The organism is Mycobacterium sp. IDUB_24 (assembly GCF_055419385.1).
The window spans coordinates 740,125-764,663 of sequence record NZ_JBVAXO010000002.1; the positions used below are offsets into that span (position 1 = coordinate 740,125).

Here is a 24,539-nt window from a genome sequence, read left to right on the forward strand (position 1 = left end):
GCTCGCGGCCGGCGCAGTACGCACGTGGCCGTAACCACGCGGCTCCGTGGCCCTGTGGGTCCAGATGGGCGCCGCACGCTCCGCAGAATGTGCCCGCCGGTACCTCGGTTCGGCATACCTCGCATACCCGGCATTCGACGGTGAGCGCTGGGTTGTCAGAGCCGGTTCCGGCGTTACTGCCTATGAGGGCTGCCGAACCCGTGACGCCCGGTGGGTGGCGCCGGCACTTCTACGTGAGTGGGCGTGAAACTGTTGGCGCCCCCGGGGGAGACCTGCTTCTCAGTGGGCTGCACTGGGGGCGGGGCCGACGGAGTCGTGGTCGTCGTTGTCGTGGTGGACGGCGTGGTGGTCTCGGGTGCCTTCTCGCCGGTACCGCAAGCACTGAGCCCGATCATCCCGATGATTGCGGCGGAGGCAGCGGCAGCTGCGAGGCGACGAGTTGATCGACGTGACCTCATGATTAGTCCTCACTGGTCCCCGCGGACGATGCAGATGCAGCCCTGGAGCGGGTCTGCTAGCAAACTCTAGCCCAGTGCGCTCCGGCGCGGGCGTCAATTGTGTTTTCCGACCGGGGCGAGTCAGCGGTCGGGATCTCCGCGCCACCGGAAACTGTTGACATACTTCCCCATGTCCAGTGCCAGCTGCAGGTTGGCGCCCGAGGGCTTACTGGCGCCCGAACCGGGGCCGAATTCTCGGTACGGTCCTACGGCCGATGCGATGAGCGCGAGGTCGTTCTTCACCGCGACCAACACCAGCACCCGCATTCGCATGTAGTTACTTGTGGCGCCCTGTGGCCAGCAGTCGGCGACCAGCCCGAAACCGGGGTGGTAGCCGACCATGGCGTTGGGAATGTCGTAGGCGGTCTTGGTATCCGGAAATGTCCTGTCGACCAGGGAATTGGCGATGTCCTCGGCACTACGTCCGCTTGCCGGCTCGCTGAACAATTGCAGCATGCCACCGTCACCGGCCTGGAACTCCGCGGTGACACCGGTGGGGTTGGTGGTGACCTTGTAGGCCGAGGAGGTCACCGGGTAGGAAACCGAGAAACTCCCGTCTGGGGCGGTGAATACCGGATTGATGGCCACCGCCTGCCCGGTCGGGGGCCGCCCGCAGTCCGGTGGGCACATGTAGCGGGCCGGCGGCGAGCTCGTCGCATGTGAGACCCAGGCCAGCACGCCGGCGACCAGAGCGATTCCGGTGCCCAGGATCGCCAGCACTTTCAGCGCCGAGGTCCCGCGGATGGCTCGGGTTCTGCCAGTGGAAATCGGTACCGCGTATCCGGGAAAGAACGTGCTCACCCGGCATCGGATCCCGGGTCACGCACCGGCCGGTGCTCGCGCCGCACTTCTCTGGACGTGCGCGACGATGCGTGGGTGGCCGCACCGCAGTGCGGACAGAACGACATATCGGGCACGATGTGGCCGCATCGGGCGCAGAGGATGGGTTGATCGGAGGCGATCTCGTCCTGCGCCTCGTGCAGCAGCGCCAGATGCAGACCCACCCGCACTGCTAGCAGCGCCATCGCGGAAACCGCGAGGTGCACCGCCAACTGGATCCACTGGGGAACCCGCGCCACATCGATCAGACCCAGCGCGCAGTAGACGATCAGCACCGAAAATGCGCTGGAGAACATCACGAGCCGGACATAACCGACGTGTTTGTCGACCTTGGTGGCGGGGCGGGTGAACCACAATGCCGCGCCGATCAGGCCGCCGATGGATGCGGCGGTCAAAGGCATGGCTACCCCACGGATTCCGGCTTCGACGACAAGGCCGGAGATCGGGCGGTCCCGCGCCACCATGCCGGTGGTGAGCTGTGGTGCCAGCCGCGTCAGGGTGGCCGCCGCGGTGAAGGCTGTGGCGCCCAGGGCGCCGATCATGAAGCCGTCCAACGATTCCCGGCTCGACCGGTGGGTCACCCGCACCACAACGGCAGGTAGCAGCATCAGGACGGCACCGCCCAGCGGAATTCCCAACCCGTTGCGCATGATCCGGAACGTGGTCACCCCGCTACCGAGTGGGACGCCGTAGGACCTGGCCATGGCGTGGCCGGTGAGAAGCACCCATCCCACCCCCAGTGCAATTCCGAGCACCACGGTCAGCACGAGGTTGACGCGGTGCAGGTCGCGGAAGGCGTCGGACTCATAGAGATAGATGCCGAACAGCAGCGGGAGCCCGAGCGCGGCAACCGCGATCAGGGCCGCGGGCAACTTCAGCAGTGCACAGGCCACCAACCCGGCCAACAGGACCAGCATCGCGATGCGGAACGGGGTGCGGGACTGGTGCGACAGGTGGGGGAACAGGGAGCTGGCGATCGACGGTCGCAGCAGGTGTTCATCGGGGGCCACGCAGGATGCGCTGAGGCGCAACCACTCCGGGCCGTCACCTCGCTCCTTGTCGATCGGTACCCCGCACAACCCGCAGTATTTCCCGTCGGGCACATCGACCTTGCAGACTCGGCACTCGGTGGTGGGCACGTCGGTGTCGTCGGGTGCGTCGGTCATCGGTGTGCCTTCTGCAGGGCAAGGATGTTCTTGGCGAGGTTCTCCACGTCGGGCGAGCCCAGTCCGGTCACTACGTCGTAGCCGGGTGAAGCGGTGGCCACTGCGTTGCCGCCGAGGTCGACGTCACGGAAAGCCGGCAGCGGGGCGCCCGAGGCGATCTTGTACAGCAGCGGGTTGAGGTCGCCGAGCGCCCGGCCGCCGTTGGCGATCAGGTACTGATTCATCACTGCGGCCATCCCGGCCCACAGCGGTGCGGACTGCGATGTGCCGCCCCCGACCAGAACCTGGTTGTTCAGAACGATTTTCACGCCGGTGAAGGGGTCGGCCACGGCGGCCACATCCGGGGTCAGCCGCCGCCCGGCGCTGTCATTGCCTGGCGCAGACACGTCGCGCTGCCACTCGGGGCGGTCGAAGATCGCCGAGACGCCACCGCCGGTGCCCTGCGACAGCGGGACGTCGAACCAGGCCTGCTCGGCCAGCCAGCCGCCGTGGGCGTCGGTGGACAGGGTCGTGCCGCCCACACCGGTCATCTCCGGCAGGGAGGCCACCGAGTCCAGGCCGATGTCGTCCTCGCCGGGTGCAGACGACCAGTCTTGTCCGCCTTTGCATTCCAGGCCCGCCAGGTCGCCGCTGGCATCGAATGCGGTGGTGCCGTGGGTGTGTGCGGTGGCCAGAGCCGAGCGGACCGGGGCGAGATCGGCGGCGGTGATCAGCTTGTCGCAGCCCCAGCCGATCGAGAAGCTCCATACTGCACCGGGAAACTGCTGGTCCGCGGACTCGAGCATCTTCCCGATCTTCTCGTAGGCGCCGTCACCCTGGACTGTCGGCCGGGCATTGACCACGACCTTCTGTGCATCCGGGGCGATGGCATGGGCGACTTGCAGATCCATCGTGGTCTCGCCGTGCGGGGCACTCGGTTGCCCGCCGACCACGATTGGTGTGAACGTCGGCAGGCCGAAGGTGGTGGCGAAGGTGTCCAGGTCGGCCTGATCGAAGCCGTCGAACGCGAAGAACACGATGGTGGTGCCCTTGCCGGTGAAGCCCTGTTGCGCGAGGTTGGCGAGGTTGTAGGTGTTGCGCACCCCCTGCGGTGTCAACCCCTGGTCCGGAACGTCGGTCGGCAGGTTGCGGAGGTCCGGCAGCGACATCCGGTGCGGTGTGTATCCCAGGATGCGGCCGATTCCGGTGACCTCCACGGACAGTCGTCGGGGGATCGATGGCTGCTGTGGTGAGGCGTAGAACTCCTGGCCGCGCCGGCCCCGGTAGTCGTGGATGTCCACCCCGAAAGCAGTTGCCAGGTCAGCGGATCGGCCCTCGGTGACCGCCCAGGCGTCACCGGGCCGCCAGCGGACCGACAACGAATGTTCGTCGGCCCACCCGAGCAGTGCGGCTGGTCGGGTCGCGTTGTGCAGCGTCATGGTGAGCTGGGCCGAGCCGTTGTCGGCGGGGCCGAGATCGGTTGAGGCAGAAAGCAGTTGAGCGTACGGACCCGTAATGTGGGCGGGTCCGTACGCTGTGCCACCCGGGGCGGGCGCAGTCCGCAGGTCAGAGACCAGCAGGGCGCTGAACAGGATCAGTGCCAGTAACGCCCGTCCGGGGGTGATGTTCATCCCGGCCATGGGTGAACGACCGACTTTCTGCGCTCCGCGTCTAGTTGTCGCCGGGGATGGCGGTCGGAGCCGGGGGTGCCTTCACGCCGGGCGTGAAGAGGTTGCCGCCGGTGGGGTTGATCGATTTCTCGGTCGGCTCGACCGTCGGCGGTGGGGCAGGTGTGGCCGGCGTGGTGGTGGTCGTCGTCGTAGTGGTCGGCGTGGTGGTCTCGGGACCCTTCTGCTCCTCGGTACCGCACGCCGCGGTGAACGAGATCATCCCGATGACGGCCGCACCGCCTGCGATGACGGTGAGCCGACGAGTCAACTGCCCTGACTTCATGATGCGTGTCCTCACTGTCCCCCGTGACTGTTACAGAACTTGGCCTTCGGCGAATCGCGGTGATTCCCACTACCTGCAACGCAAAGTCGTGGCCAGTCCCATCCCGAAGCGGGTTCTGGTGAGGGGAACTCTAACTGAAGGTCCGCATGGCCGCAGAACCATTTCGGCCGGTCCTGCCCCCTGGGTCGATGGCCGCCGCCCGCAGCTTGACGCTGTCGGGGGGTGGGTGTTTACTCGAGTGATCGAACATATATTCGAAAATGGCTGGATATGGATGGTGTGGGAGGTGTTGTTGTGACTGTTGCGGCAGAACTTGATTTGCGCCTACTTACCCGCTCTGAGCAGGTGGAACACCTCCGCCGCAAGATTGCCTCGGTGTCGGGGAAGGTTGGTCCGGCGCATCGTGGCGTGCCTCGGGCCGGCGCTGCGGTCCCGGCTGCAGAATCTTTGCTGAAGCCCCCTGAAACGCTGGCTGAGACGTTGCCCGAGAGTCTGCCGACGATGCTGCCGCGCGGGTCCGTCGCGGTGGCTGCCGGTGCCCGGTCGCTGTCGTTGGGCATGGTGGCTGCGGTCACGGCCGCGGGTGGGCACGCGGTGATCATCGGCCAGCCCGATGCCGGCCTGTTGGCCGCGGTGGAGATGGGCGCAGATCTGAGCCGGCTCGCGGTGGTCCCCGACCCGGGTGCCGATCCCGTCGAGGTGGCCTCGGTGCTGATGGACGGGATGGATCTGGTGGTGCTCGGGCTGGGTGGGCGTTCGGTGCCGCCGAGCCGGGCCCGGGTGATGGTGGCGCGGGCCCGGCAGAAAGGCTGCACCCTGCTGGTCACCGACGGTGACTGGCAGGGAGCATCAGCTCGGCTGGAGGCCCGGGTGTGCGGTTATGAGGTGGCCGGCGCCGGACAGGACATCCCGACGCCCGGGCGCGGGCGGATCAGCCGGGTCCGGCTGGCCATGCGTGGCCGGGGGCGTGGCATCGGATCGGCTTGTGCGGCAGGCGGATAGTTCATGCCCGCGGATTCCAGGGTGCTGGCCCTCTGGTGTATGGACTGGCCGGCAGTGGCCGCGGCGACGGCGGCAGGGCTGACCTCGACGGTGCCGGTCGCGGTCACCCTGGCCAACCGGGTGATCGCCTGCTCGGCGTCGGCACGTGCGGCCGGGGTCCGGCGCGGCCTGCGCCGGCGCGAGGCGCAGGCCCGGTGTCCGCAACTACATGTCGTCACCGCCGACCCGGCCAGGGACGCCCGCCATTTCGAGAACGTGACGCTTGCCGTCGACGATCTGGTGCCGCGCGCCGAGGTGCTGCGTCCGGGACTGCTGGTGCTCTCGGTGCGCGGCGCGGCGCGGTACTTCGGGTCCGAACCGGTTGCGGCTGAACGATTGATCGACGCCGTCGCCTCGGCCGGGGCCGAATGCCAGGTCGGTATCGCCGATCAACTTTCCACCGCGGTCTTCGCTGCCCGGGCGGGGTGCATCGTCGAACCCGGGAACGACGCGCAGTTTCTGTCGGGGCTGTCGATCCGGCAGTTGTCCACGGAACCGGCCCTGGCCGCCCCGGGCCGGGAGGACCTGGCAGACCTGTTGTGGCGGATGGGTATCCGAACCCTCGGGCAGTTCGCCGAGTTGTCCCGCACCGATGTCGCCTCCCGGTTCGGAGCTGACGCGGTGGCGGCGCACCGGTTTGCCTGTGGCGAGCCGGACCGGGGTCCTTCCGGACGGGATCCGGCCACCGAACTCGATGCGGTGATGAACTGCGACCCGCCGATCGAAAGGGTGGACGCCGCAGCGTTCGCAGGCCGGTCCCTGGCCGGCGATCTGCATCGTCATCTGGAGGCGGCGGGGGTGGGCTGCACCCGGTTGGCCATTCACGCTGTCACCGCCAATGGCGAAGAACTGGAACGGGTCTGGCGGTGTGCCGAACCGCTGACCGAGGATGCCACCGCGGACCGGGTGCGTTGGCAACTGGACGGCTGGCTGAACCGTCGCACTTCCGAGCGGCCCACCGGCCCGGTCACGGTGCTGCGCCTGCGCCCGGTGGAGGTGGTGTCGTCGGCGGCGCTGCAATTGCCGTTGTGGGGCGGGCTGGGGGAGGAGGATCGGCTGCGGGCCCGGCGGGCGCTGCTGCGCGTTCAGGGGCTGCTCGGCCCGGAAGCGGTGCAGGTTCCGGTGCTCAGCGGCGGGCGCGGGCCTGCCGAACGCATCACCCTCACACCTTTGGGAGACGAGCCGGTACCGCGAGCCGATCCGCGGCAGCCGTGGCCCGGCCAGTTGCCCGAACCCTCACCGACCGTGCTGCTCGATGAACCCGTGGAATTGCTTGATGTACAGGGAAATCCGGTTCGGGTCACCAGCCGTGGGTTGTTCTCGGCTGATCCGGCGCAGCTGGCCGGTGCCGGCCGCCGTGACGGCAGGCTGCGCTGGTGGGCGGGGCCGTGGCCGGTCGACGAGCGGTGGTGGGATCCGGAGAACCGAGGAGCTGGACGCACGGCACGGGTCCAGGTGCTGCTGGGGCGTGACGAGAGGGGCGGCGGGGAAGATCTGGCTCTGCTGCTGTGTTATCGGCAGCGCCGGTGGTATCTGGAGGGCGCCTATGAATAGCTAATGCCTGCCGCCGAGTGTGCGGGATTCGTTGAGGGGTCCGGCATCTGCCACGATCGCGTCGAACGCGCGAAGCAGGGAGCGGAGTTTTTCGCGGGTGTTGGCTCGACCGGCTGGGATGGTGATGCCGATGAGGGCGCATTTGTCGGTCGTGCTCGGTAGCAGCGCCGCCGCGCAACTCCATCCGGGACTGCTCTGCTCGGATTCCACGGCGACTCCATCCTGCCGGGCTCGATGCACGCTTGCGTAGAGCTGTGTCACGTCGCGTATGGAATTGGATGTGGAGGGCGCCATCCCATTGCGGACCATGCTTTCCAGCAGGTGCGGCCGGTGCGCCAACACCAGATGACCCCCAGCGGTGTTGAGTAGCATCGCCGCACTTCCTGGGGCGGGCCCTCCTACCTGCGCTACGGATAACCCGTTGTCGCACACCACGATAATGGGTTGCACATTGACCAATTCGTGTCCGGCGGTCAGCCACACCACACCGCCGTGAGCGGCGTGCAGCTCCTCGAGTACCGGCAGGTAACGGTCGAAATCCTGGTGCAACGAAGCTGTCTCGCCGAAACGACTCAGTTCCGTTCCGAGCATATAGCCGTACACAGTGCGCCCCAGCAGCCCGCGTCGCACGAGGGTATTCGCGATGCGCAGCGCGGTTGCCTTCGGGAGACCGGTGATCGTGGCCAGCTGCCGGAGTGTGGTGTTGGGCCCGAACTCAGCCACCGCCTCGATGACGGCAAGGACACGTCCGACCATGGTGTGGTCGTCGTCGATCTTGCCAACCATTGCCGCCCCCTCCCGCGCCGGGGCTGATGATGCTCGTTTCAGTCAGTGAAACGAGCAAAAGACATTCTCCCCCGTAATCACTAATCTTGCTGTGGGTTCGGGTCAACGCAGCGAACCACGGACACGATTGCATGCCACCCACAGCGGTCAGGACGGTCGGACGCCCAGATCACTCGACCACCAAGGACCAGAAATGACCTCGACAACCCCGGACACCAGCGCCACCGTTCTCACCCGCTCCAGCTGTTACCTGGCCGCAGCCGTGCTCCTTGCCGGGATCACCTTGTGGTCAACCGCAATCGCCGAAGCCAGACCGGAAACCCTGAACGAGGATGCCTACAACTCCTGCGTGGCCGCAGGGAATCCGGGTGTCGAATACGACGATCTCGTCGCGCAGTGTTGCTACATGGCTGGTGGAGACACGAAGGGTATGGGAGGAACCGTTCCCTACTGCGATGCGCCCGATATCGATCCTGGCTGTTGCACACGCGAAGATGTCGTGGAAACGCCTCAGATCGTCGACGCTCCAGATGTCTCCATTCCGACTCCCAGTCGCCCGGTGCCGGCACCCTCACCGATGGCGCCGAACAGGGGCGTCGGGTAGCGCTGTCCCACCGTTGAGCGGCTCGCTACATAAGCCGCTTCGCGTAATATCCCACCCGATCGATGAACCGGTCGAAGAACACCGTCGGGTCGACGTCGGTGCCGATGAGCGCATTGGGCGGGCGGCCCCAGTGCCCGCGCCAGTCGGCCACCGTCATGCCGCGGGTCAACGTGCCGCTCAGTTCGACGTCGACCGTGGTTTCCCGGTAGCTCACCAACTCCGGGTCCAGGGCCACTGCGGCAGCCAACGGATCGTGCAGATGCGCCAGGTACCCGTCGCCGGTGTCGAAGTGGAACTCGAAGTAGAACCGCATGGCGTCCTCCAGGACGCGGATCAACGGGTTGCCCGCCGTCGACCGGGTGCCCCGCTCGTCGAGCACGCTCATCGCTGCCGACGGTGACCCGGCCGCGGCCGCCAATCGGTTCAGCAGTGCAGGCGTCATCGCGATGTTCTCGGTGAGGTTGAGGCCCAGCACGATTGGCACATGGGTGGCATTGTCGAGACCCCAGGCGGCGTTCCAGCCACTGAAGACCTCGGCGGCAGACTCGGGGTCGACGCTGATGTTCCACTCCGACACCGGTGTGGTGTTGCCCCGGTAGTCGAACACCCCACCCATGATCACCAGGCGGCGCAGCAGCTTGGGCAGAGTGGGTTCGGCGCGCATGGCCAACGCCAGGTTGGTCAGGGGTCCGGTGGCCAGCCCGATCAATTCACCCGGGTGCGCATGTGCGGCGCGGATCCAGGCCTCGGCGGCGTCGTGGGCGGTGAGCAGTCGGTCGCTGTCCGGTAACTGAGCGTATCCAAGGCCCTGTGGCCCGTGGGTGTCCTCGGCGGTGCGCAGCGGTGCACTCAGCGGCTGCTCGGCCCCCTTGGAGACCGGGATCCCGGTCGCCCCACACAGCTCCAGCAGGCCCAGGTTGTTGGTGCAGACCTGTTGCACCGGAACATTTCCCGCGGTCGAGGCGATACCGACCAACTCGGCCTCGGGGCTGGCGAACAGATACGCCAGCGCCATGGCATCGTCGACACCGGTATCGACATCGGCGAATACGGGTAGCGGCGACGTCACGTCGCCAACCTTAAGGCGGGCGGGCTCACTGCTCAACAAAGCGCAGGCCGACCAGGCCCACCACGATCAGCGCGATGAACATCATCCGCAACGGTGTCAGCGCATCGCTGAACCACACCACGCCCGCAATGGTGACTCCGACCGCCCCGATGCCGGCCCACACCGCGTACGCCGTGCCCACCGGCAGGTGTTTGACCACCAGCGCCAGGATCGCGAAGCTGACAACCGCGGCGACCACGCACACCACGCTCGGCCACAGCCTGGTGAAGCCTTCGGACTGTTTGATCGCCAGCGCCCAGACGATCTCCAGCAGCCCGGCAAAGACCAGCAATACCCACGACATGGTTGCCTCCGTGTCAGGCGTTGTAGCCGCCGTCGACGGTCAGGGTGGTGCCGTTGACGTACTGGGCATCCGGACCGGCGAGATAGGCGACGGCGGCGGCGATTTCGTCGGCGTGTGCGAAGCGTCCCAGCGGAATGTTGGGGAGGTCGGCGATGGCTTCGGGACTGTCAGCCGGATTCATCTCGGTGTCGGTGTTGCCCGGCTGCACCACATTGGCGGTGATTCCCCGTGGTCCGAGATCGCGGGCCAGCCCTCGGGCGAGCGCACCGACGGCCGCCTTGGTCGTCGAATACAGCGTCACGCCGGGAAATGGGGTGCGGTCTGCCAGATTGCTGCCGATCGTGATGATGCGGCCGCCCTCGCCCATGACCGCCGCGGCGGCCTGACTGAACAGGAACGGCGCGCGGATGTGCAGATTGATGGCTTGATCGATATCGGTGGTGCTCACCTGGTCCAGTGGACCGTTGGGGAAGACGCCGGCGTTGTTCACCAGGATGTCCAGCCGGCCGAACGCCTCGATTACCGCATCGACGGCTCGCTGCGCAGCGTCGGGAGCGGCGGTGTCGAGCTGTAGGGCAAGGGCTTTCGCGCCGGATCCGGTGATCGCCTCGACCACTTCGGCCGCTCGCTCGGGCGACGACCGGTAGGTGAAGGCCACGTCGGCGCCCTCGGCGGCCAGTCGTCGCGCGATCGCGGCGCCGATCCCGCGGCTGCCCCCGGTCACCAGTGCGGTTTTGGATGTCAACGGCATGCCGAGCTCCAATCAATTTTGTAATGAACACTACAAATATAGACTGATCCCATGCCCCGTCAACCCGTAGGCCGTCGCGGCCGGCCTCGTGCGTTCGATCGGGACACCGCGCTGCAGGCGGCGTTGGACGTGTTCTGGGAGCGCGGCTACGAAGGCGCTCGGGTCAGTGACCTGACCACGGCGATGGGCCTCAATGCCCCGAGCCTGTACGCCACGTTCGGCTCCAAGGAGGATCTGTTCCGCGAAGCGGTCGCGTACTACAACGCGCCTGACCGCTCACCGACCACGATCGCACTGCAGCGCCCGGGTCCGGTTCGGGATGCCGTCGAGGCCATGCTGCGGGACAACGTGCGCGACTATGCCGATCCCGCAACGCCGCCGGGCTGCCTCATCGTGCTCGCCGGCATCGCCTACTCGAGCGAAACCGCGGTGATGCGCGACCTGCTCAAGGCCTGCCGCGAAGAGGACCGTGCGCGTCTGCTCGGCCGGATCCGGGCGGGCATGGCAGACGGCGAGCTGCCCGAGGACCTCGACGCGCAGCGGCTTGCCTCGTTCATGATCACGGTGCTCTACGGATTGTCCATCCAGGCCAGGGACGGCGCTTCCCGCGCCGACATGGAAGCGACCGCGGATATGGCAATGATTGTGTGGGACAACGTTGTTGGATAGCCACGGCGGCCCCGGAAGTCGCTGAAGGTCTACCAGTGCACGCCGGGCACCAACCGCACCGCACGCTTGACCGGGCGGGCCACTGCACGGGGGACCCGCAGGGTGCGGCCGCTGCGGGCCGGCCGCTTCGGCCGACGGGGCGCGCTCACCGTGCCCTCAGCGTCGTCCAGACCACGCGCAGCGGCCGAGTCCGGATAGCCGAGATACAGCTGATGCAGGACGCGGCGAGACAGCTTCGGGGTCAGGTAGTTGCCGAAATCGGCGACGGTACCGAGCGGCGTGTCGATCCGGGCCGGTTTCTCCACCAGGCCGCGCACCACCATGGCCGCGGCATGCTCGGCGGAGATCGGCGGCACGGGGTTCAGCTTGCGTGACGGTGCGATCATCGGCGTCTTCACCAGCGGCATATGGATATTGGTGAAGGTGATGTGATCCGACAGGGTCTCGGTGCCGACCACCTCGGAGAAGGCGTCGAGCGCAGCCTTGGACGGGAGATAGGCGCTGTACTTCGGGCTGTTGGCCTGCACGCCCGCACTGGACACGTTGACCACGTGGCCGAACCGGCGCTCGCGCCAGTGCGGCAGCAGCGCCAGCACCATGCGTACCGAGCCGAAGTAGTTGACCGCCATCACGCGTTCGTAATCGTGCAGGCGGTCCGTCGAGTTCACCACCGACCGGCGGATGGACCGGCCCGCGTTGTTCACCAGATAGTCGACGTGGCCGAAGCGGCCGAGGATGTCCTTGACGGTGTGCTCGACGGACGCCGAATCGGTGACGTCACAGGTGAACGCGTAGGCCTGTCCGCCGCCAGAACGGATTTCGGCGATGAGATCGTCGAGCGCCTCACCGTTGCGGGCCAGCGCGAAGACGCAAGCCCCCCGATCGGCCACCGCGATGGCCGAGGCCCGACCGATGCCGCTGGAGGCACCGGTGATGATGACGTGCTTGCCGACCAGAGGGCCGGCCGGATCGTCGCGCCGAGCCCGGTCGGGATCGAGGTGCTCAGCCCAGTACCGCCACAGTTTCGGTGCGTACGTGCTGAATTCGGGCACCGCGATGCCGGTACCGCGCAACGCGGCGATGGCCTTCTCGGCAGTGAAGGTCGGCCGCAACTCGACCACGTCGAGTACCTCGCCGGGGATGCCCAACTGGGTGGCGACGATGTTGCGCACCGCCTTCACCCGTCCCCGCGCGCGCAACACCGGTGCAGCGGTGGCCCGGGGCAGTGAGCCGCGCAGCGGGGGCAGCCCGGCCTCGCCCGCCACCCCGCGGTAGATGTCGCGCAGCCCGATGGTCTTCGGCGCGGTGAGGTGGAACGTCTCACAATCCTTGTCCTCGGCGTGCATCAGCGCGACCATCGCGTCAGCTACGTAGTCCACCGGCACGACGTTGGTCCGGCCCGAGTCGGGCAGCATCATCGGCGTGAACCTGGGAAGTGCGGCGAGGCGTGCCAGTACGCCGAAGAAGTAGTACGGGCCGTCGATCTTGTCCATCTCGCCGGTCTGCGAATCGCCGACCACGACGGCCGGGCGGTACACCCGGTAGCGCAGGGCGGGTGTCGAGCGCACCAGCAGTTCGGCCTCGAACTTGGTCTGGTGATACGGCGTGGGCAGGTCCTGGGCGACGTCGAAATCGTCCTCGGTGAACACGCCCCGATGGTTTCCGGCCACCGCGATCGAGGACACATGGTGCAACGTGGCGTCGAGTCGCCGGGCCAGCTCGATCACCGCGCGGGTGCCGTCGACGTTGGCGGCCCGCTGCTCGGATTCGCCGACGGTCATGTCGTAGATGGCCGCACAGTGCACCACGTGCGCGACGTCCCCGAGCTCGGCGATATCGGTGTCGGACAGTCCGAGATCTGCCGCGGTCAGGTCGCCGACCAGTGGTTTCACTCGCTCGTCCCAGTTCTGGGCCAGCTGCTCGAACCGTGTCAGAGACTCACGACGCACCAGCACCCACACCTCGGCGGCGGGTTCGCGGGACAGAATCCGGGTGATCACTCGGCGGCCGATAAACCCGGTACCGCCGGTAACGACATAACGCATGCGAGCCATCGTGGCCCGAGAACGGGCAAACGTCAACAAGGGCGGTCGACTCAACTATCGTCGGCACGCATGCCACTCAATCCGGATGCCATTGGCGAGACGACCGATCCGATTACGTTCGACTGGACCGACCGCGACACCTTGCTGTACGCGATCGGCGTCGGCGCGGGAACAGACGACCTCGCGTTCACCACCGAGAACAGCCACGAGATCGAACAGCAGGTGCTGCCCACCTATGCGGTGATTGCCTGTTCGGCCTTCCCGGCGGCACTCAAGATCGGCACGTTCAACTTCAGCATGCTGCTGCACGGCTCCCAGGAGATCCGGCTGCACCGGCCGCTGCCCCCGGCCGGAAAGTTGAGCGTCGTCTCCGAGGTGGTCGACATCCAGGACAAGGGTGAGGGCAAGAACGCGGTGGTCATGCTCAAGGGCATCGGCACCGATCCGGCCGACGGCGAGGTTGTCGCGGAAACCCTTACCACCGTGGTGATTCGGGGTGAAGGCGGATTCGGCGGCCGCCCCGGGCAGCGTCCCGAGGCGCCCCAGATTCCGGACCGCGAACCCGACGCCCAGGTGGTGTTGCCGACGCGCGAGGACCAGGCGCTGATCTACCGGCTCTCCGGGGACCGCAATCCGCTGCACAGCGATCCGTGGTTCGCGCAGAATCTCGCCGGCTTCCCGAAGCCGATCCTGCACGGGCTGTGCACCTATGGCGTGGCCGGGCGGGCGCTGGTCGCCGCACTCGGTGGCGGTGACGCCACGAAGGTTCACGCGGTGGCGGCGCGTTTCAGCTCGCCGGTATTCCCGGGGGAGACGCTGACCACGTCGGTCTGGCGTACCGAACCGGGACGGGCGGTGTTCCGCACCGAGGCCGCGGGGCCCGACGGTGCCGACGCCAGGGTCGTGCTCGACGACGGGGCAGCCGAGTATGGCGACTGATCCAGCCGATCCGGCAATTTCGTAGAAGCGCTGCATACCGCGTGGTGGATTGACAGGATCGGACCACTACGGGCGCACGGCGCGGTGCGGGATGGGCGGTGGCAGGTGACACAGGTAAACCTGGTCGTTGGATATCTGGCCACTCCCGGTGGCGCCGATGCGTTGGCCTTGGCGGTTCGGTTCGCCCGAACCCTGGACGCCGAGGTCGACATCTGCATCGTGCTACCGCCCGACACCGCGCCGCCGGGCACGGTCCCCAAAGGCGGCGGCTACGAAGAGGTGCTGGCCGAACAGGCGCAGGGCTGGTTGGACGACGCGCTGGCCTCGGTGCCCGACGACGTTGTGGCACATACGCATCTGAGCTTCGACGAATCGTTCACCGACGGCTTGATCCGCGAAGCGCTACGGCTGCAGGCGAACGCCATCGTGGTCGGGGGCGCGGGCGGAGGGCTGGTCGGCAGCTACTCACTGGGGTCCGTGGTCAACGAGCTGTTGCACTCATCGCCGGTACCGGTCGCGGTGGCGCCGCGCGGAACCCGCTTTTCCAGGGTCCAGCGGGTACACGAAATCACCTGCGCCATCGGTCAACGCCAGGGATCGGATCTATTGCTCGCCACCGCGGTACGCGCCAGTCGGGCCGCGGGCATACCGTTGCGTCTGGTGTCGCTGGTCGCCCTCGATCCGACCTTCGGTTCGCTGCGGGGCGACAGCGAGGCGGTGCGGGCGCATGCGCAATCCCATGCCGAGCGGGCGTTGGAGACCGCCAGAAATGAACTGCCGGCGGACTTTCCGGTGACCTCCACGATCGTGACCGGTTCCAGCGTCGAGGCCGCCGTCGAACAGTTGGGTTGGGACGACGGCGACATCATCATGGTCGGATCCAGCCGGCTCAGTGCGCCGCGGCGGATCTTCCTCGGTTCCACGGCGGCCAAGATGTTGCGGGTGTTGGACGTGCCGATGGTGGTTGTGCCCCGGGATGAACTGAAAGACGGCGAGGACCACTCATGACCGAGTCCGCATCGGAATCCGTGTCGCATCAAAAGCTGGAGGCGGCCGAGCAGTCCAGCGGGTTGGTGTCCAAGGGGCTCGCCGCGGGCAAGGTCGGCACGTTCTCGGGTGCGATCCTTGGGATCTCGTGCGTCGCGCCCGGGTACACGCTGACCGCGAGCATCGGTTTGATCGTCGCCGCCGTCGGCCTGAAGATGCCGGCGATCTTCATCGCCGGGTTCATCCCGATGTTCCTGACCGCCTACGCCTATCGCGAACTGAACTCGCGTGCGCCCGATTGCGGGGCGTCGTTCACGTGGTCCACCAAGTCATTTGGCCCGTATGTCGGCTGGATGTGCGGATGGGGCATGGTGATGGCCTCGATCATCGTGCTGTCCAACCTCGCCGCCATCGCGGTGGAGTTCTTCTATCTGTTCATCGCCAGGATCACCAACCATCCCCCGATCGCCGATCTCACCGACAACAAGGCCATCAACATCGTCACGACGCTGGTGTTCCTGGCCATTGCCACCGCCATCGCCAGCCGCGGTATCACGACCAGTGAGCGGGTCCAGTACGTCATGGTCGGCTTCCAGATGGTGGTGCTGCTCGCCTTCGCGGTGATGGCGTTCATCCATGTGGGCCGCGGTGATGCACCGGCCGGGCTGTCATTGGACCTGGACTGGTTCGATCCGTTCACCGGACTGACCTTCGGTGTGTTCGCCGTCGGCCTCACTGGATCGATCTTCGCCTTCTGGGGCTGGGACACCTGCCTGACGCTGGGGGAGGAGTCCAAGGACCCGACGAAGGTGCCGGGCCGGGCCGGACTGCTGTGCGTGCTCTCGATCCTGGCCACGTATCTGCTGGTTGCCGTCGCGGTGATGATGTATGCCGGCATCGGGGAAGAGGGCCTGGGGCTCGGTAATCCGGAGCACGAGGACAACGTATTCGCCGCGCTGGCCGATCCGGTGCTGGGCAACTGGGCGGGCCCGTTGCTGTTCCTGGCGATCCTGGCCTCGTCGGTGGCCAGCCTGCAGACCACCTTCCTGCCTGCCGCGCGGGCGATGCTGGCGATGGGTGCCTACAAGGCCTTCCCGCCGCGTTTCGCCGATGTCAGCCCGCGCTATCTCGTGCCCGGTTTCGCGACCATCACCGCAGGCGTGGTCACCGGCGTGTTCTACACCGTGGTGAATCTGCTGTCCGAGAGCGCCTTGCTGGATACCATTGCCGCCCTTGGCATCATGATCTGCTGGTACTACGGCATCACGGCATTCGCGTGTGTCTGGTATTTCCGTCGGGAGTTGTTCACCAGCGCCCACAACATCGTGTTCAAGTTCCTGTTCCCCCTGCTCGGCGGAATCATGCTGGCTCTGGTGTTCGTGATCGCGATCAGGGAGAGCATGAACCCGGAGAACGGCAGCGGTGCTGCGATCGGCGGTATCGGGTTGGTGTTCTTCATGGGCTTCGGCATCCTGCTGCTGGGCGCCGTGCTCATGTTCGTCTGGCGGTCGGTCAACCCGGCGTTCTTCCGGGGCGAGACACTCCGGCACGACACACCGTCGCTCGTGGAGTAGGGCCCGCTACCCGGACGACGCAGCGCTAGCCGACAGAGCCGCCGATGCCGGAATTGCCGGTGTTGTGCGCCAACTGGAACGGATCCAGCAGATCCCATACCGTTGCGACGGCCTGGACCTTGAGATCGGCGCCTTGGTCTTCGATGTTGAGCAGGTCGACGGCAATGTCGTAGCCGTAGTACACCGCCGATCCCGGCGGGGTGGTCTTGATCAGCTCGTTGATGATCGTCTGCCGTGCATCGCGGGCCGCGGCGTCATCGCCGAGGGCGGGCGTCAGACTCGGCAGGATCTTGCTGATCGGAATCACGGCGTTCACCCACGGCACGATCTGACTGCCCCGGTAGATCTGCTCGGTGGCTTCCCGGATGAACGGGTCGAGTTCGTCGGGAAGGGCGGTGTTCATCAACGCGTCCCGGAGATTCATGATCGGCTCGGGGATGTCCGTGGGCTCCGGATCGTCGGCCCGGAACGGGTTGGGATTCCATGCCTGGACATCGTCTGAGGTGTCGGCCTGGGTCTGTACGGCGCCGACCTTCGGGGTGACGAGCGCCCTGCTCACCGGTTGCACGACGGTCTCGGCGTCCGACTGGTCGGCCTCCACGGGCGCCGGCTTGGGAGCCGCCGCCTGCTTGGGGGAGAACAGGTCCTTGAGCTTGGCGACCTGCCCGGCCTCGAACTCCTCGGCGCTGGGCTTCGGTTTGGGCGTGACGGCCACCGGCTTGGCGGGCGTGGCGTCCTGAACGGTCTTGGTGACGCGTGCGGCCGCCTTCTCGATCTTGTCGGCCTGCTTGTCGATGCTGTCCTTGACGCTGTCTTTGACCTTTGACAGTGGCTTGACCCGTTTGACGCCACCGGCCCTGCTCTGACCGCCCTTGGGTCCGGCGTTGACGTGCTGCGATGCGCTGCTGTTGGTCGACTCTTTGGACGCACCGTCCGTCGAATCAGCGTGAGCAGTGCCCTGGCCGGCCACGGCGAGCGCCGCCCCGACTCCTGCCGCCACCGCGACACCACCGACGTAGCCGATGTACCTGGTTGATGCTGACGTTGACGCCGATGCCATTGCCCGTCCTCTCACAGCCGATCCCCAGCCCAGAGGAATCGTAGGGGGCGGCAGCGTGATTGGCATCACGAGGTGAAGTTTCGAACAGGCGTTCGATATACTGGTGCGGTGGGTTGGCACAACGGGCCACCGAGCTGGTCGGAGATGGAGCGGGTGCTCTCTGGTAACCCCCGGCCCGCCGCGGATGGCAAGCCCCGCCGTTCCGGCCTGCCGTTGGAGTCCGAGGGTGACGGTGGGGACGGCCCGGCCTGGTCGCGTAAGCGCGGCAGCTACCAGCCGCCGGAGCTCGACCGGTCGCGAACGTCGGTCCGTTATGCCGAGCTGCACACGCATTCGGCGTACAGCTTCCTCGACGGTGCGAGCACGCCGGAGGAACTGGTCGAGGAGGCGGCCCGGCTGAACCTTCGGGCGATCGCGCTGACCGATCACGACGGGCTCTACGGTGTGGTTCGCTTCGCCGAGGCGGCCAGGGAGTTGGACGTGGCCACGGTGTTCGGTGCCGAGTTGTCGTTGGGCAACGTCCCCCGCACCGAGGATCCTGATCCGCCCGGCCCGCATCTGCTGGTGCTGGCCCGTGGGCCGGAGGGGTACCGGCGGTTGTCCCGCGAGATCGCCAAGGCCCACCTGGCCGGTGGCGAGAAGGGTAAGCCCCGCTACGACTTCGACGGGCTCACCGAGGCTGCCGGTGGGCACTGGCACATCCTCACTGGCTGTCGTAAAGGTCATGTCCGCCAGGCGCTTTCCCATGGCGGCCCAGAGGCTGCCGCCGCTGCACTGGCCGATCTGGTGGATCGCTTCGGGGCTGACCGGGTCAGCATCGAACTCACCCATCACGGCCATCCGTGTGACGATGAGCGCAATGCCGTCCTGGCCGGGCTGGCCCAGCGATTCGGAACAGCGGTGGTGGCCTCCACCGGTGCACACTTCGCGACGCCCGACCGGGGCCGGCTGGCCATGGCGATGGCGGCGATCCGGGCCCGTAACTCGATGGACACCGCGGCCGGGTGGCTGGCGCCGCTCGGCGGGTCGCATCTGCGCTCGGGGGAGGAGATGGCCCGGCGGTTCGGTACCGAGATCGTGACGGCCGCAGCAAATCTCGGTGAGCAGTGTGCCTTCGGTCTGGCGCTCATCGCCCCGCAGCTGCCCCCGTTCGACGTTCCTGCCGGGCACACCGAGGACAGTTGGCTGCGACATCTGGTCATGGCGGGTGCTGCCGAGCGGTACGGGCCCGTCGGCAACGCAGAAAAGGCCTACGCGCAGATCGAACACGAGCTGCGCATCATCGAGCAGTTGAAGTTCCCCGGCTATTTCCTTGTGGTGCATGACATCACCAGGTTCTGCCGGGACAACGACATCCTGTGTCAGGGCAGGGGATCGGCAGCCAATTCGGCGGTCTGCTACGCGCTCAAGGTCACCAACGTCGACCCGATTGCCAATGAGTTACTGTTCGAACGGTTCCTGTCCCCGGCCCGCGACGGGCCGCCCGATATCGACATCGACATCGAATCGGACTTGCGCGAGAACGTCATCCAGTACGTCTACGAACGCTACGGTCGGGACTACGCCGCCCAGGTGGCCAACGTCATCACCTACCGCGGACGCAGCGCTGTCCGTGACATGGCCCGGGCGCTGGGATTCTCCCAGGGGCAGCAGGACGCCTGGAGCAAGCAGCTCAGCCGGTGGAACGGACGCCCCGACTCGCCGGAGGCGGAAGACATCCCGCAGCCGGTGATCGATCTGGCCACCCAGATCGCCAATCTGCCAAGGCATCTCGGCATCCACTCCGGCGGCATGGTGATCTGTGACCGCCCGATCGCCGACGTATGCCCGGTGGAGTGGGCCCGCATGGCCAACCGCAGCGTACTGCAGTGGGACAAAGATGACTGTGCGGCAATCGGTTTGGTGAAGTTCGACCTGCTCGGCCTCGGAATGCTCTCGGCGCTGCACTACGCCATCGACCTGCTGGCCGAGCACAAGGGCATCGACGTCGACCTGGCCAAGCTGGATCTGTCCGAACCGGCGGTCTACGAGATGCTGCAGAAGGCCGACTCGGTCGGGGTGTTCCAGGTCGAGTCCCGCGCGCAGATGGCCACCCTGCCCCGGCTCAAGCCGCGGGAGTTCTACGACCTGGTGGTCGAGGTGGCGTTGATCCGGCCGGGTCCGATCCAGGGTGGCTCGGTGCATCCCTATATCCGTCGCCGTAACGGTTTGGAGAAAGTCACCTACGACCATCCGTCGATGGAATCCGCGCTGAAGAAAACGCTGGGTATCCCGTTGTTCCAGGAGCAGCTCATGCAACTGGCGGTCGACTGTGCGGGTTTCACCGCGGCCGAGGCCGACCAGCTGCGCCGGGCCATGGGCTCGAAACGCTCCACCGAGAAGATGCGACGGCTACGCACCCGGTTCTTCGAAGGCATGGCCGAACTGCACGGCATCGCCGGCGAAGTGGCCGAGCGCATCTATGAGAAGCTCGAAGCATTCGCCAATTTCGGTTTCCCGGAGAGTCATTCGCTGAGTTTCGCGTCGCTGGTGTTCTATTCGTCGTGGTTCAAGCTGCACCATCCGGCGGCGTTCTGCGCGGCACTGTTGCGGGCCCAGCCGATGGGGTTCTATTCACCGCAGTCCCTGGTCGCCGACGCACGCCGGCACGGGGTGGTGGTACACGGACCAGACATCAATGCCAGCCTGTCCCACGCCACGCTGGAAAACGCCGGCATGGACGTGCGGCTGGGGTTGGGTAGTGTCCGCCATATCGGTGACGAGTTGGCAGAGCGCCTGATCGGCGAACGAAATGCCAACGGGCCGTTCACCACCCTGATCGACCTGACCAACCGGGTGCAGCTGTCGGTACCCCAGACCGAGGCGCTGGCCACCGCCGGTGCGCTGGGCTGTTTCGGGGTCAGTCGGCGCGAGGCGCTGTGGGCGGCGGGCGCGGCGGCCACCCAGCGGCCGGACCGGTTGCCGGGGGTGGGCTCTTCCTCGCACGTGCCGCCGCTACCGGGGATGAGCGCCCTGGAACTGTCGGCCGCCGATGTGTGGGCCACCGGCATCTCGCCGGACAGCTATCCCACTCAGTACCTGCGCGCCGACCTCGACGCCCTCGGGGTGGTTCCCGCCGACAAGTTGCTGGGCGTCGTCGACGGGACCCGAATTCTGGTTGCCGGGGCGGTGACTCACCGCCAGCGCCCGGCGACCGCACAGGGGGTGACGTTCATGAACCTGGAAGACGAGACCGGGATGGTCAACGTGCTGTGCGCCCCCGGGGTGTGGGCGCGCTACCGCAAGCTGGCCCAGACGTCCCCGGCGCTGGTGGTGCGCGGCATTGTGCAGAACGCCACGGGAGCGGTCACCGTGATCGCCGACCGGATGGAACCGGTCGCGTTGCGAGTCGGCTCGCGATCGCGGGACTTCCGCTGAGCGCTCGGGTACTCAGGCGGACGGGTCGGTTGCCGGAGTGGCGGTGGCACTGTGCTCAAGCCCGGTCCGCAGCAGTGACCACGCCAACCGCCGCGCGGCGGTGGCCCGCTCGTGCAGGAGGTGCTGGACGGCCGGGATGGGGTTGGTTTCCGGGGTACGGCCCTCGACCACGTCGGCGTGCAGATCCTCGGAGACCTGGATCGCCATCAGCACCGCGTCGTTGACCCGGTTCAGGGCGTCCTGCAGACGGTCGTCCTGGCTGAGCAGGTGTGCGTTGTCCAGCTCGACCGAGACATCACTGACTACCTGACTGATTTGAGCGAAGAGCGCGTTCATCGAGGCTTCCCGCTCGTCGCGGTCCGGGTTGCGCAGTTGCGTCGCACCTTCGGTCCACAGCGTGGCCAACATCCGCGTGTGGGCTCCGACCGCGCGGGATACCTCGATCATCGCCTGCTTCTGCAGCTGCTCGAGCAGGTTGTTGCGTTCGATGCGGGCCAGTTCTCGTTGCGCAACCAGTTCGGCCTGGTGCAGCTTCTGCTGGGACTCCATCTGGGCCCGATGCCATTTCTGGGTCAGCGCGAGTTCCAGCGCCGAGCGCTCGTCAGCAGCTGCCAGTTCACGCCGCAGGCGGTCGTCGGCCTGGGCGATGTCGTATTTGGCCTGACGCGCGATCGTGAGGATGAGCCACATCGTCACCATCACGGCGACGAAGACGACGGCACCGAAGAACCACTCGGCCTTGCTACCGAGTTCGCCCGGGCTGAACAGCAGGTAGGAGATGATGGCCAAGCTGCCCAGGCCCCCGCACACCAGCCACCCGATACTGGCCTTGGTGTCGCCCGACAGCGTCTTGGGCGCCGCGCCTGGATCCACCACAGCCACCCGCATCGGCACGGTCACCTCGCCCACCTGGCCGTAGTTCGGCGGGGCACCCACTGAAGACTCAGCGGCCCTTGTCGATTCAGTTAGTCCGGCCATGTCGACCTCCCGTCGGCCAAGCCTGCCACCGTGCCGGCGTTCAGAGTAGGGCCACGCTCCGCCCCGCGTGCTACCGGCCGGTGCTCCCGCACTCGCATACCCTGTTCTTCGTCATTCTTCAAGTGCCCCTAGCGATGACGGACGGCTTCCAAACCGCTAGTGTCATCGGCGTGCTCACCGTGAGCGGTGGTGAATCGGACCCGAGGGGTCCGGGCGACCGCCCGCTCATTTCTATTGATCTGTTCGCTTGAGAATTGAGGGCCCATGGGACAAAACGCGACGCTGGAAGGTGATTCGGCGGTCATCGTCAGTCTGTCGGAAGCGGCGATGCATATGTATTCCGCTGCGATCGACGCACTGCCTTTCCCCGAGGACAAGAAGTTCCACAAGCGCGCCGACGTCGTCCTGTCCGGCCTGCGCAAGCTGCGTGCCTCCCTGTCCGAGGCGGCCAGCAGCAACCGGCCTTCCCCTGCGGTCATCGTGGCGCTCAGCGGGGTCCGTCAGCGGTATGACTCGCTGATGTCCCACGCCGCATCGGCGCCGGGTTCCTCTCTGGGGCAGCAGATCTACGTCACCCGCATCCACGCCAAGCTGTCGGCGCAGGAAGTGGCCAACGGCGCCGGTCTGCGTGACGGCCTGCTCGACGAACTCGAGGCGGGCGCAACGCCGACGGACGCCGAGGCGCAGAAGATCCGCGACACCATCGCGGCGCTCGGTGGGTTGCCCGGCGACGATCACGGCATCCATGCCGTCCCCGCCCCGGCCGACTTCGGGTCGCAGGACGAGTCGCAGTCCAACGGCTGGGAACCCGTGCTGGTCTCCGAGAACGCCGGCTGAGAACCCCCACGCACAACCTGTGCGCCGGCATCGATCAGGGGCCGGCGCGCAACGTTCATCGGTTAGCTGAGTTTCACTGCGGCGCACGATGATTGGAAGCTCCCCAGCAAACTGCTGGGGAGCTTCTCTGGTTGGGTGAAGAGTTGTAGTCTCGCCGCATGACAGCCGAACCAGCCCTGAACTTGACCGTTGACGAACTGCTCACCACGACCCGCTCGGTGCGCAAACGCCTCGACTTCGAGAAGCCGGTCTCGCGCGAGGTGATCATGGAGTGCCTCGACCTGGCTCTACAGGCCCCAACCGGGTCGAATGCGCAAGGCTGGCAATGGGTTTTCGTCGAGGATCCGGCAAAGAAGAAGGCGCTGGCCGACATCTACCGGGCCAATGCCAATCCCTACCTCGACCTGCCCAAGCCCGAGCGCGGCGACGTCCGCGATGAGCAGATCGGCGCGGTGATGAGCTCGGCGCGCTACCTCACCGACAACTTCGAGAAGGCCCCGGTGCTGATGGTGCCGTGCCTGGAAGGCCGCCCCGACGGCGCACCGGCGGGGATGAGCGCGTCCTTCTGGGGGTCACTGCTGCCCGCGGTGTGGAGCTTCATGTTGGCGCTGCGGTCGCGGGGCCTGGGATCGGCTTGGACGACGCTGCACCTGCTCGGAGACGGCGAGAAGCAGGCCGCCGAACTGCTGGGCATTCCGTTCGATCGCTATGCCCAGGCGGGCCTGTTCCCGATCGCCTACACCCTGGGCACCGACTTCAAGAAGGCCAAGCGCCTTCCCGCCGAGCAGTTCTCACACTGGGACAGTTGGTGAACGCGGGCGCCTCGGGGCGCCTGTTGCCCGAGGTGTTTTTGTGAAGCGGGAGTATGAACACTCTGTGGGATTCGGGCGTGGGCCGCATGTCGGCCCACGCCCGCGGCGTAACTAGACGCCGCCGGCGAAGCCGTGTTGGCGCCAAGCCTCATAGGCGGCGACGGCAGCCGCATTCGACAAATTCAGCGATCGCCTGCCGGCGAGCATCGGAATGCGCACCTGCGCGGTGATATTGGGATCGGCCAGAGTTTGGGCATCCAGCCCGGTGGGTTCCGGGCCGAACATCAGCACATCGCCGGGTTGATAGGAGACGTCCGTGAACGACGTCGAGGCGTGCGCGGTGAACGCATAGACGCGGGCCGGTAACAGGGCGCGCCACGCCGCTGCCAGATCGGCGTGCACCGTCACCGATGCCAGGTCGTGGTAGTCCAGGCCGGCCCGGCGCAGCTTGGGTTCGGACAGATCGAAACCCAGCGGCTCGACCAGATGCAGCTCGCATCCGGTGCCCGCCACCATCCTGATCGCATTGCCGGTGTTGGGTGCGATGCGAGGAGAAAAGAACATCACCCGGAACATTCGACGATGATCGTATGGCGGCCTGCTCTGTGACGAATCGGGATGCAAATGCAGTGCTGAAT

The 24,539-nt window shown here is 66.8% G+C and carries 22 protein-coding genes; 10 read left to right on the forward strand and 12 right to left on the reverse strand.

What is annotated here, in order from left to right:
- Window positions 1–578: 578 nt before the first annotated feature.
- Genes ACZYZF_RS11245 through ACZYZF_RS11260 form a run of 4 tightly spaced genes read right to left on the reverse strand, consistent with a single transcriptional unit; the run spans window position 579 to window position 4,435 of the window.
- Window positions 579–1,298, reverse strand: coding sequence for a hypothetical protein (locus ACZYZF_RS11245; RefSeq protein ID WP_463835706.1), 720 nt, complete (start codon window positions 1,296–1,298; stop codon window positions 579–581).
- Window positions 1,295–2,503: a zinc ribbon domain-containing protein gene (locus tag ACZYZF_RS11250; protein ID WP_463744826.1), complete on the reverse strand. Its 1,209-nt coding sequence runs from the start codon at window positions 2,501–2,503 to the stop codon at window positions 1,295–1,297. Before ACZYZF_RS11250 ends, ACZYZF_RS11245 begins: the two co-directional genes overlap by 4 nt.
- Complete coding sequence (locus ACZYZF_RS11255) at window positions 2,500–4,122, reverse strand: S53 family peptidase (protein ID WP_463835707.1); 1,623 nt, start codon at window positions 4,120–4,122, stop codon at window positions 2,500–2,502. The genes ACZYZF_RS11250 and ACZYZF_RS11255 overlap by 4 nt, the downstream gene beginning before the upstream one ends.
- A gap of 31 nt (window positions 4,123–4,153) precedes the next feature.
- Window positions 4,154–4,435 (reverse strand): hypothetical protein, encoded by a 282-nt coding sequence (locus ACZYZF_RS11260; protein ID WP_064960820.1) that lies wholly within the window; start codon window positions 4,433–4,435, stop codon window positions 4,154–4,156.
- A 294-nt stretch (window positions 4,436–4,729) separates the two neighbouring features.
- Here ACZYZF_RS11260 and ACZYZF_RS11265 point away from each other — a divergent pair, with 294 nt between their 5' ends.
- Both ACZYZF_RS11265 and ACZYZF_RS11270 read left to right on the forward strand, forming a co-directional pair.
- The gene (locus ACZYZF_RS11265; RefSeq protein ID WP_463744825.1) at window positions 4,730–5,437 is read left to right on the forward strand and encodes a hypothetical protein; all 708 of its coding nucleotides are present in this window, start codon (window positions 4,730–4,732) and stop codon (window positions 5,435–5,437) included.
- A gap of 3 nt (window positions 5,438–5,440) precedes the next feature.
- On the forward strand, window positions 5,441–7,030 hold the full coding sequence (locus ACZYZF_RS11270; protein WP_463744824.1) for a DNA polymerase Y family protein: 1,590 nt from the start codon (window positions 5,441–5,443) through the stop codon (window positions 7,028–7,030).
- On the opposite strand, the gene ACZYZF_RS11275 is transcribed toward ACZYZF_RS11270, so the two are convergent.
- On the reverse strand, window positions 7,031–7,816 hold the full coding sequence (locus tag ACZYZF_RS11275; protein ID WP_463835708.1) for an IclR family transcriptional regulator: 786 nt from the start codon (window positions 7,814–7,816) through the stop codon (window positions 7,031–7,033).
- Between the two features lie 193 nt (window positions 7,817–8,009).
- On the opposite strand from ACZYZF_RS11275, the gene ACZYZF_RS11280 reads away from it, so the two are divergent.
- Window positions 8,010–8,420 carry a hypothetical protein gene (locus ACZYZF_RS11280; protein WP_463835709.1) on the forward strand — a complete coding sequence of 137 codons (411 nt, stop codon included), beginning with the start codon at window positions 8,010–8,012 and terminating at the stop codon, window positions 8,418–8,420.
- Between the two features lie 25 nt (window positions 8,421–8,445).
- On the opposite strand, the gene ACZYZF_RS11285 is transcribed toward ACZYZF_RS11280, so the two are convergent.
- The 3 genes from ACZYZF_RS11285 to ACZYZF_RS11295 are packed head-to-tail and all read right to left on the reverse strand — an operon-like array spanning window position 8,446 to window position 10,583.
- Window positions 8,446–9,489, reverse strand: coding sequence for a nucleoside hydrolase (locus ACZYZF_RS11285; protein WP_463835710.1), 1,044 nt, complete (start codon window positions 9,487–9,489; stop codon window positions 8,446–8,448).
- Window positions 9,490–9,514: 25 nt separating this feature from the next.
- Complete coding sequence (locus ACZYZF_RS11290; RefSeq protein ID WP_463744820.1) at window positions 9,515–9,832, reverse strand: DMT family transporter; 318 nt, start codon at window positions 9,830–9,832, stop codon at window positions 9,515–9,517.
- Window positions 9,833–9,845: 13 nt separating this feature from the next.
- A complete protein-coding gene (locus tag ACZYZF_RS11295; RefSeq protein ID WP_463744819.1) occupies window positions 9,846–10,583 on the reverse strand; it encodes an SDR family NAD(P)-dependent oxidoreductase in 738 nt (245 codons plus the stop codon).
- A 51-nt stretch (window positions 10,584–10,634) separates the two neighbouring features.
- Between ACZYZF_RS11295 and ACZYZF_RS11300 the strand changes: the two genes are divergently transcribed.
- Window positions 10,635–11,252 (forward strand): TetR/AcrR family transcriptional regulator, encoded by a 618-nt coding sequence (locus ACZYZF_RS11300; protein WP_463744818.1) that lies wholly within the window; start codon window positions 10,635–10,637, stop codon window positions 11,250–11,252.
- A gap of 29 nt (window positions 11,253–11,281) precedes the next feature.
- Here ACZYZF_RS11300 and ACZYZF_RS11305 read toward each other — a convergent pair whose 3' ends face one another.
- Window positions 11,282–13,297, reverse strand: coding sequence for an SDR family oxidoreductase (locus ACZYZF_RS11305; protein WP_463744817.1), 2,016 nt, complete (start codon window positions 13,295–13,297; stop codon window positions 11,282–11,284).
- Window positions 13,298–13,366: 69 nt separating this feature from the next.
- Between ACZYZF_RS11305 and ACZYZF_RS11310 the strand changes: the two genes are divergently transcribed.
- The 3 genes from ACZYZF_RS11310 (at window position 13,367) to ACZYZF_RS11320 (ending at window position 16,797) form a co-directional block, all read left to right on the forward strand.
- Window positions 13,367–14,236, forward strand: a complete 870-nt coding sequence (locus tag ACZYZF_RS11310) for a MaoC family dehydratase (protein WP_463744816.1) — start codon at window positions 13,367–13,369, stop codon at window positions 14,234–14,236.
- A 105-nt stretch (window positions 14,237–14,341) separates the two neighbouring features.
- A complete protein-coding gene (locus tag ACZYZF_RS11315) occupies window positions 14,342–15,244 on the forward strand; it encodes a universal stress protein (RefSeq protein WP_463744815.1) in 903 nt (300 codons plus the stop codon).
- On the forward strand, window positions 15,241–16,797 hold the full coding sequence (locus ACZYZF_RS11320; RefSeq protein WP_463744814.1) for an APC family permease: 1,557 nt from the start codon (window positions 15,241–15,243) through the stop codon (window positions 16,795–16,797). Before ACZYZF_RS11315 ends, ACZYZF_RS11320 begins: the two co-directional genes overlap by 4 nt.
- A gap of 25 nt (window positions 16,798–16,822) precedes the next feature.
- On the opposite strand, the gene ACZYZF_RS11325 is transcribed toward ACZYZF_RS11320, so the two are convergent.
- Window positions 16,823–17,857, reverse strand: a complete 1,035-nt coding sequence (locus ACZYZF_RS11325; RefSeq protein ID WP_463835712.1) for a hypothetical protein — start codon at window positions 17,855–17,857, stop codon at window positions 16,823–16,825.
- A 108-nt stretch (window positions 17,858–17,965) separates the two neighbouring features.
- Between ACZYZF_RS11325 and ACZYZF_RS11330 the strand changes: the two genes are divergently transcribed.
- Window positions 17,966–21,274 carry an error-prone DNA polymerase gene (locus ACZYZF_RS11330; protein ID WP_463835713.1) on the forward strand — a complete coding sequence of 1,103 codons (3,309 nt, stop codon included), beginning with the start codon at window positions 17,966–17,968 and terminating at the stop codon, window positions 21,272–21,274.
- Between the two features lie 12 nt (window positions 21,275–21,286).
- Here the strand turns inward: ACZYZF_RS11330 and ACZYZF_RS11335 are convergent, their stop codons facing one another.
- Window positions 21,287–22,252, reverse strand: a complete 966-nt coding sequence (locus ACZYZF_RS11335) for a hypothetical protein (protein WP_463835715.1) — start codon at window positions 22,250–22,252, stop codon at window positions 21,287–21,289.
- Window positions 22,253–22,516: 264 nt separating this feature from the next.
- On the opposite strand from ACZYZF_RS11335, the gene ACZYZF_RS11340 reads away from it, so the two are divergent.
- Complete coding sequence (locus ACZYZF_RS11340) at window positions 22,517–23,089, forward strand: XRE family transcriptional regulator (protein ID WP_463744810.1); 573 nt, start codon at window positions 22,517–22,519, stop codon at window positions 23,087–23,089.
- Window positions 23,090–23,247: 158 nt separating this feature from the next.
- Window positions 23,248–23,901: a nitroreductase family protein gene (locus tag ACZYZF_RS11345; RefSeq protein WP_463744809.1), complete on the forward strand. Its 654-nt coding sequence runs from the start codon at window positions 23,248–23,250 to the stop codon at window positions 23,899–23,901.
- A gap of 111 nt (window positions 23,902–24,012) precedes the next feature.
- Here the strand turns inward: ACZYZF_RS11345 and ACZYZF_RS11350 are convergent, their stop codons facing one another.
- The gene (locus ACZYZF_RS11350) at window positions 24,013–24,477 is read right to left on the reverse strand and encodes a tRNA (cytidine(34)-2'-O)-methyltransferase (RefSeq protein WP_463744808.1); all 465 of its coding nucleotides are present in this window, start codon (window positions 24,475–24,477) and stop codon (window positions 24,013–24,015) included.
- Window positions 24,478–24,539 lie beyond the last annotated feature (62 nt).

Coding starts and splice junctions, on each gene's coding strand:
- ACZYZF_RS11345 (WP_463744809.1), top strand. CDS start 23,248: ATGACAGCCGAACCAGCCCTGAACTTGACCGTTGACGAACTGCTCACC.
- ACZYZF_RS11290 (WP_463744820.1), bottom strand. CDS start 9,832: ATGTCGTGGGTATTGCTGGTCTTTGCCGGGCTGCTGGAGATCGTCTGG.
- ACZYZF_RS11340 (WP_463744810.1), top strand. CDS start 22,517: ATGGGACAAAACGCGACGCTGGAAGGTGATTCGGCGGTCATCGTCAGT.
- ACZYZF_RS11310 (WP_463744816.1), top strand. CDS start 13,367: ATGCCACTCAATCCGGATGCCATTGGCGAGACGACCGATCCGATTACG.
- ACZYZF_RS11280 (WP_463835709.1), top strand. CDS start 8,010: ATGACCTCGACAACCCCGGACACCAGCGCCACCGTTCTCACCCGCTCC.
- ACZYZF_RS11250 (WP_463744826.1), bottom strand. CDS start 2,503: ATGACCGACGCACCCGACGACACCGACGTGCCCACCACCGAGTGCCGA.
- ACZYZF_RS11255 (WP_463835707.1), bottom strand. CDS start 4,122: ATGGCCGGGATGAACATCACCCCCGGACGGGCGTTACTGGCACTGATC.
- ACZYZF_RS11325 (WP_463835712.1), bottom strand. CDS start 17,857: ATGGCATCGGCGTCAACGTCAGCATCAACCAGGTACATCGGCTACGTC.
- ACZYZF_RS11300 (WP_463744818.1), top strand. CDS start 10,635: ATGCCCCGTCAACCCGTAGGCCGTCGCGGCCGGCCTCGTGCGTTCGAT.
- ACZYZF_RS11350 (WP_463744808.1), bottom strand. CDS start 24,477: ATGTTCCGGGTGATGTTCTTTTCTCCTCGCATCGCACCCAACACCGGC.
- ACZYZF_RS11270 (WP_463744824.1), top strand. CDS start 5,441: ATGCCCGCGGATTCCAGGGTGCTGGCCCTCTGGTGTATGGACTGGCCG.
- ACZYZF_RS11320 (WP_463744814.1), top strand. CDS start 15,241: ATGACCGAGTCCGCATCGGAATCCGTGTCGCATCAAAAGCTGGAGGCG.
- ACZYZF_RS11335 (WP_463835715.1), bottom strand. CDS start 22,252: ATGGCCGGACTAACTGAATCGACAAGGGCCGCTGAGTCTTCAGTGGGT.
- ACZYZF_RS11295 (WP_463744819.1), bottom strand. CDS start 10,583: ATGCCGTTGACATCCAAAACCGCACTGGTGACCGGGGGCAGCCGCGGG.
- ACZYZF_RS11305 (WP_463744817.1), bottom strand. CDS start 13,297: ATGCGTTATGTCGTTACCGGCGGTACCGGGTTTATCGGCCGCCGAGTG.
- ACZYZF_RS11275 (WP_463835708.1), bottom strand. CDS start 7,816: ATGGTTGGCAAGATCGACGACGACCACACCATGGTCGGACGTGTCCTT.
- ACZYZF_RS11260 (WP_064960820.1), bottom strand. CDS start 4,435: ATGAAGTCAGGGCAGTTGACTCGTCGGCTCACCGTCATCGCAGGCGGT.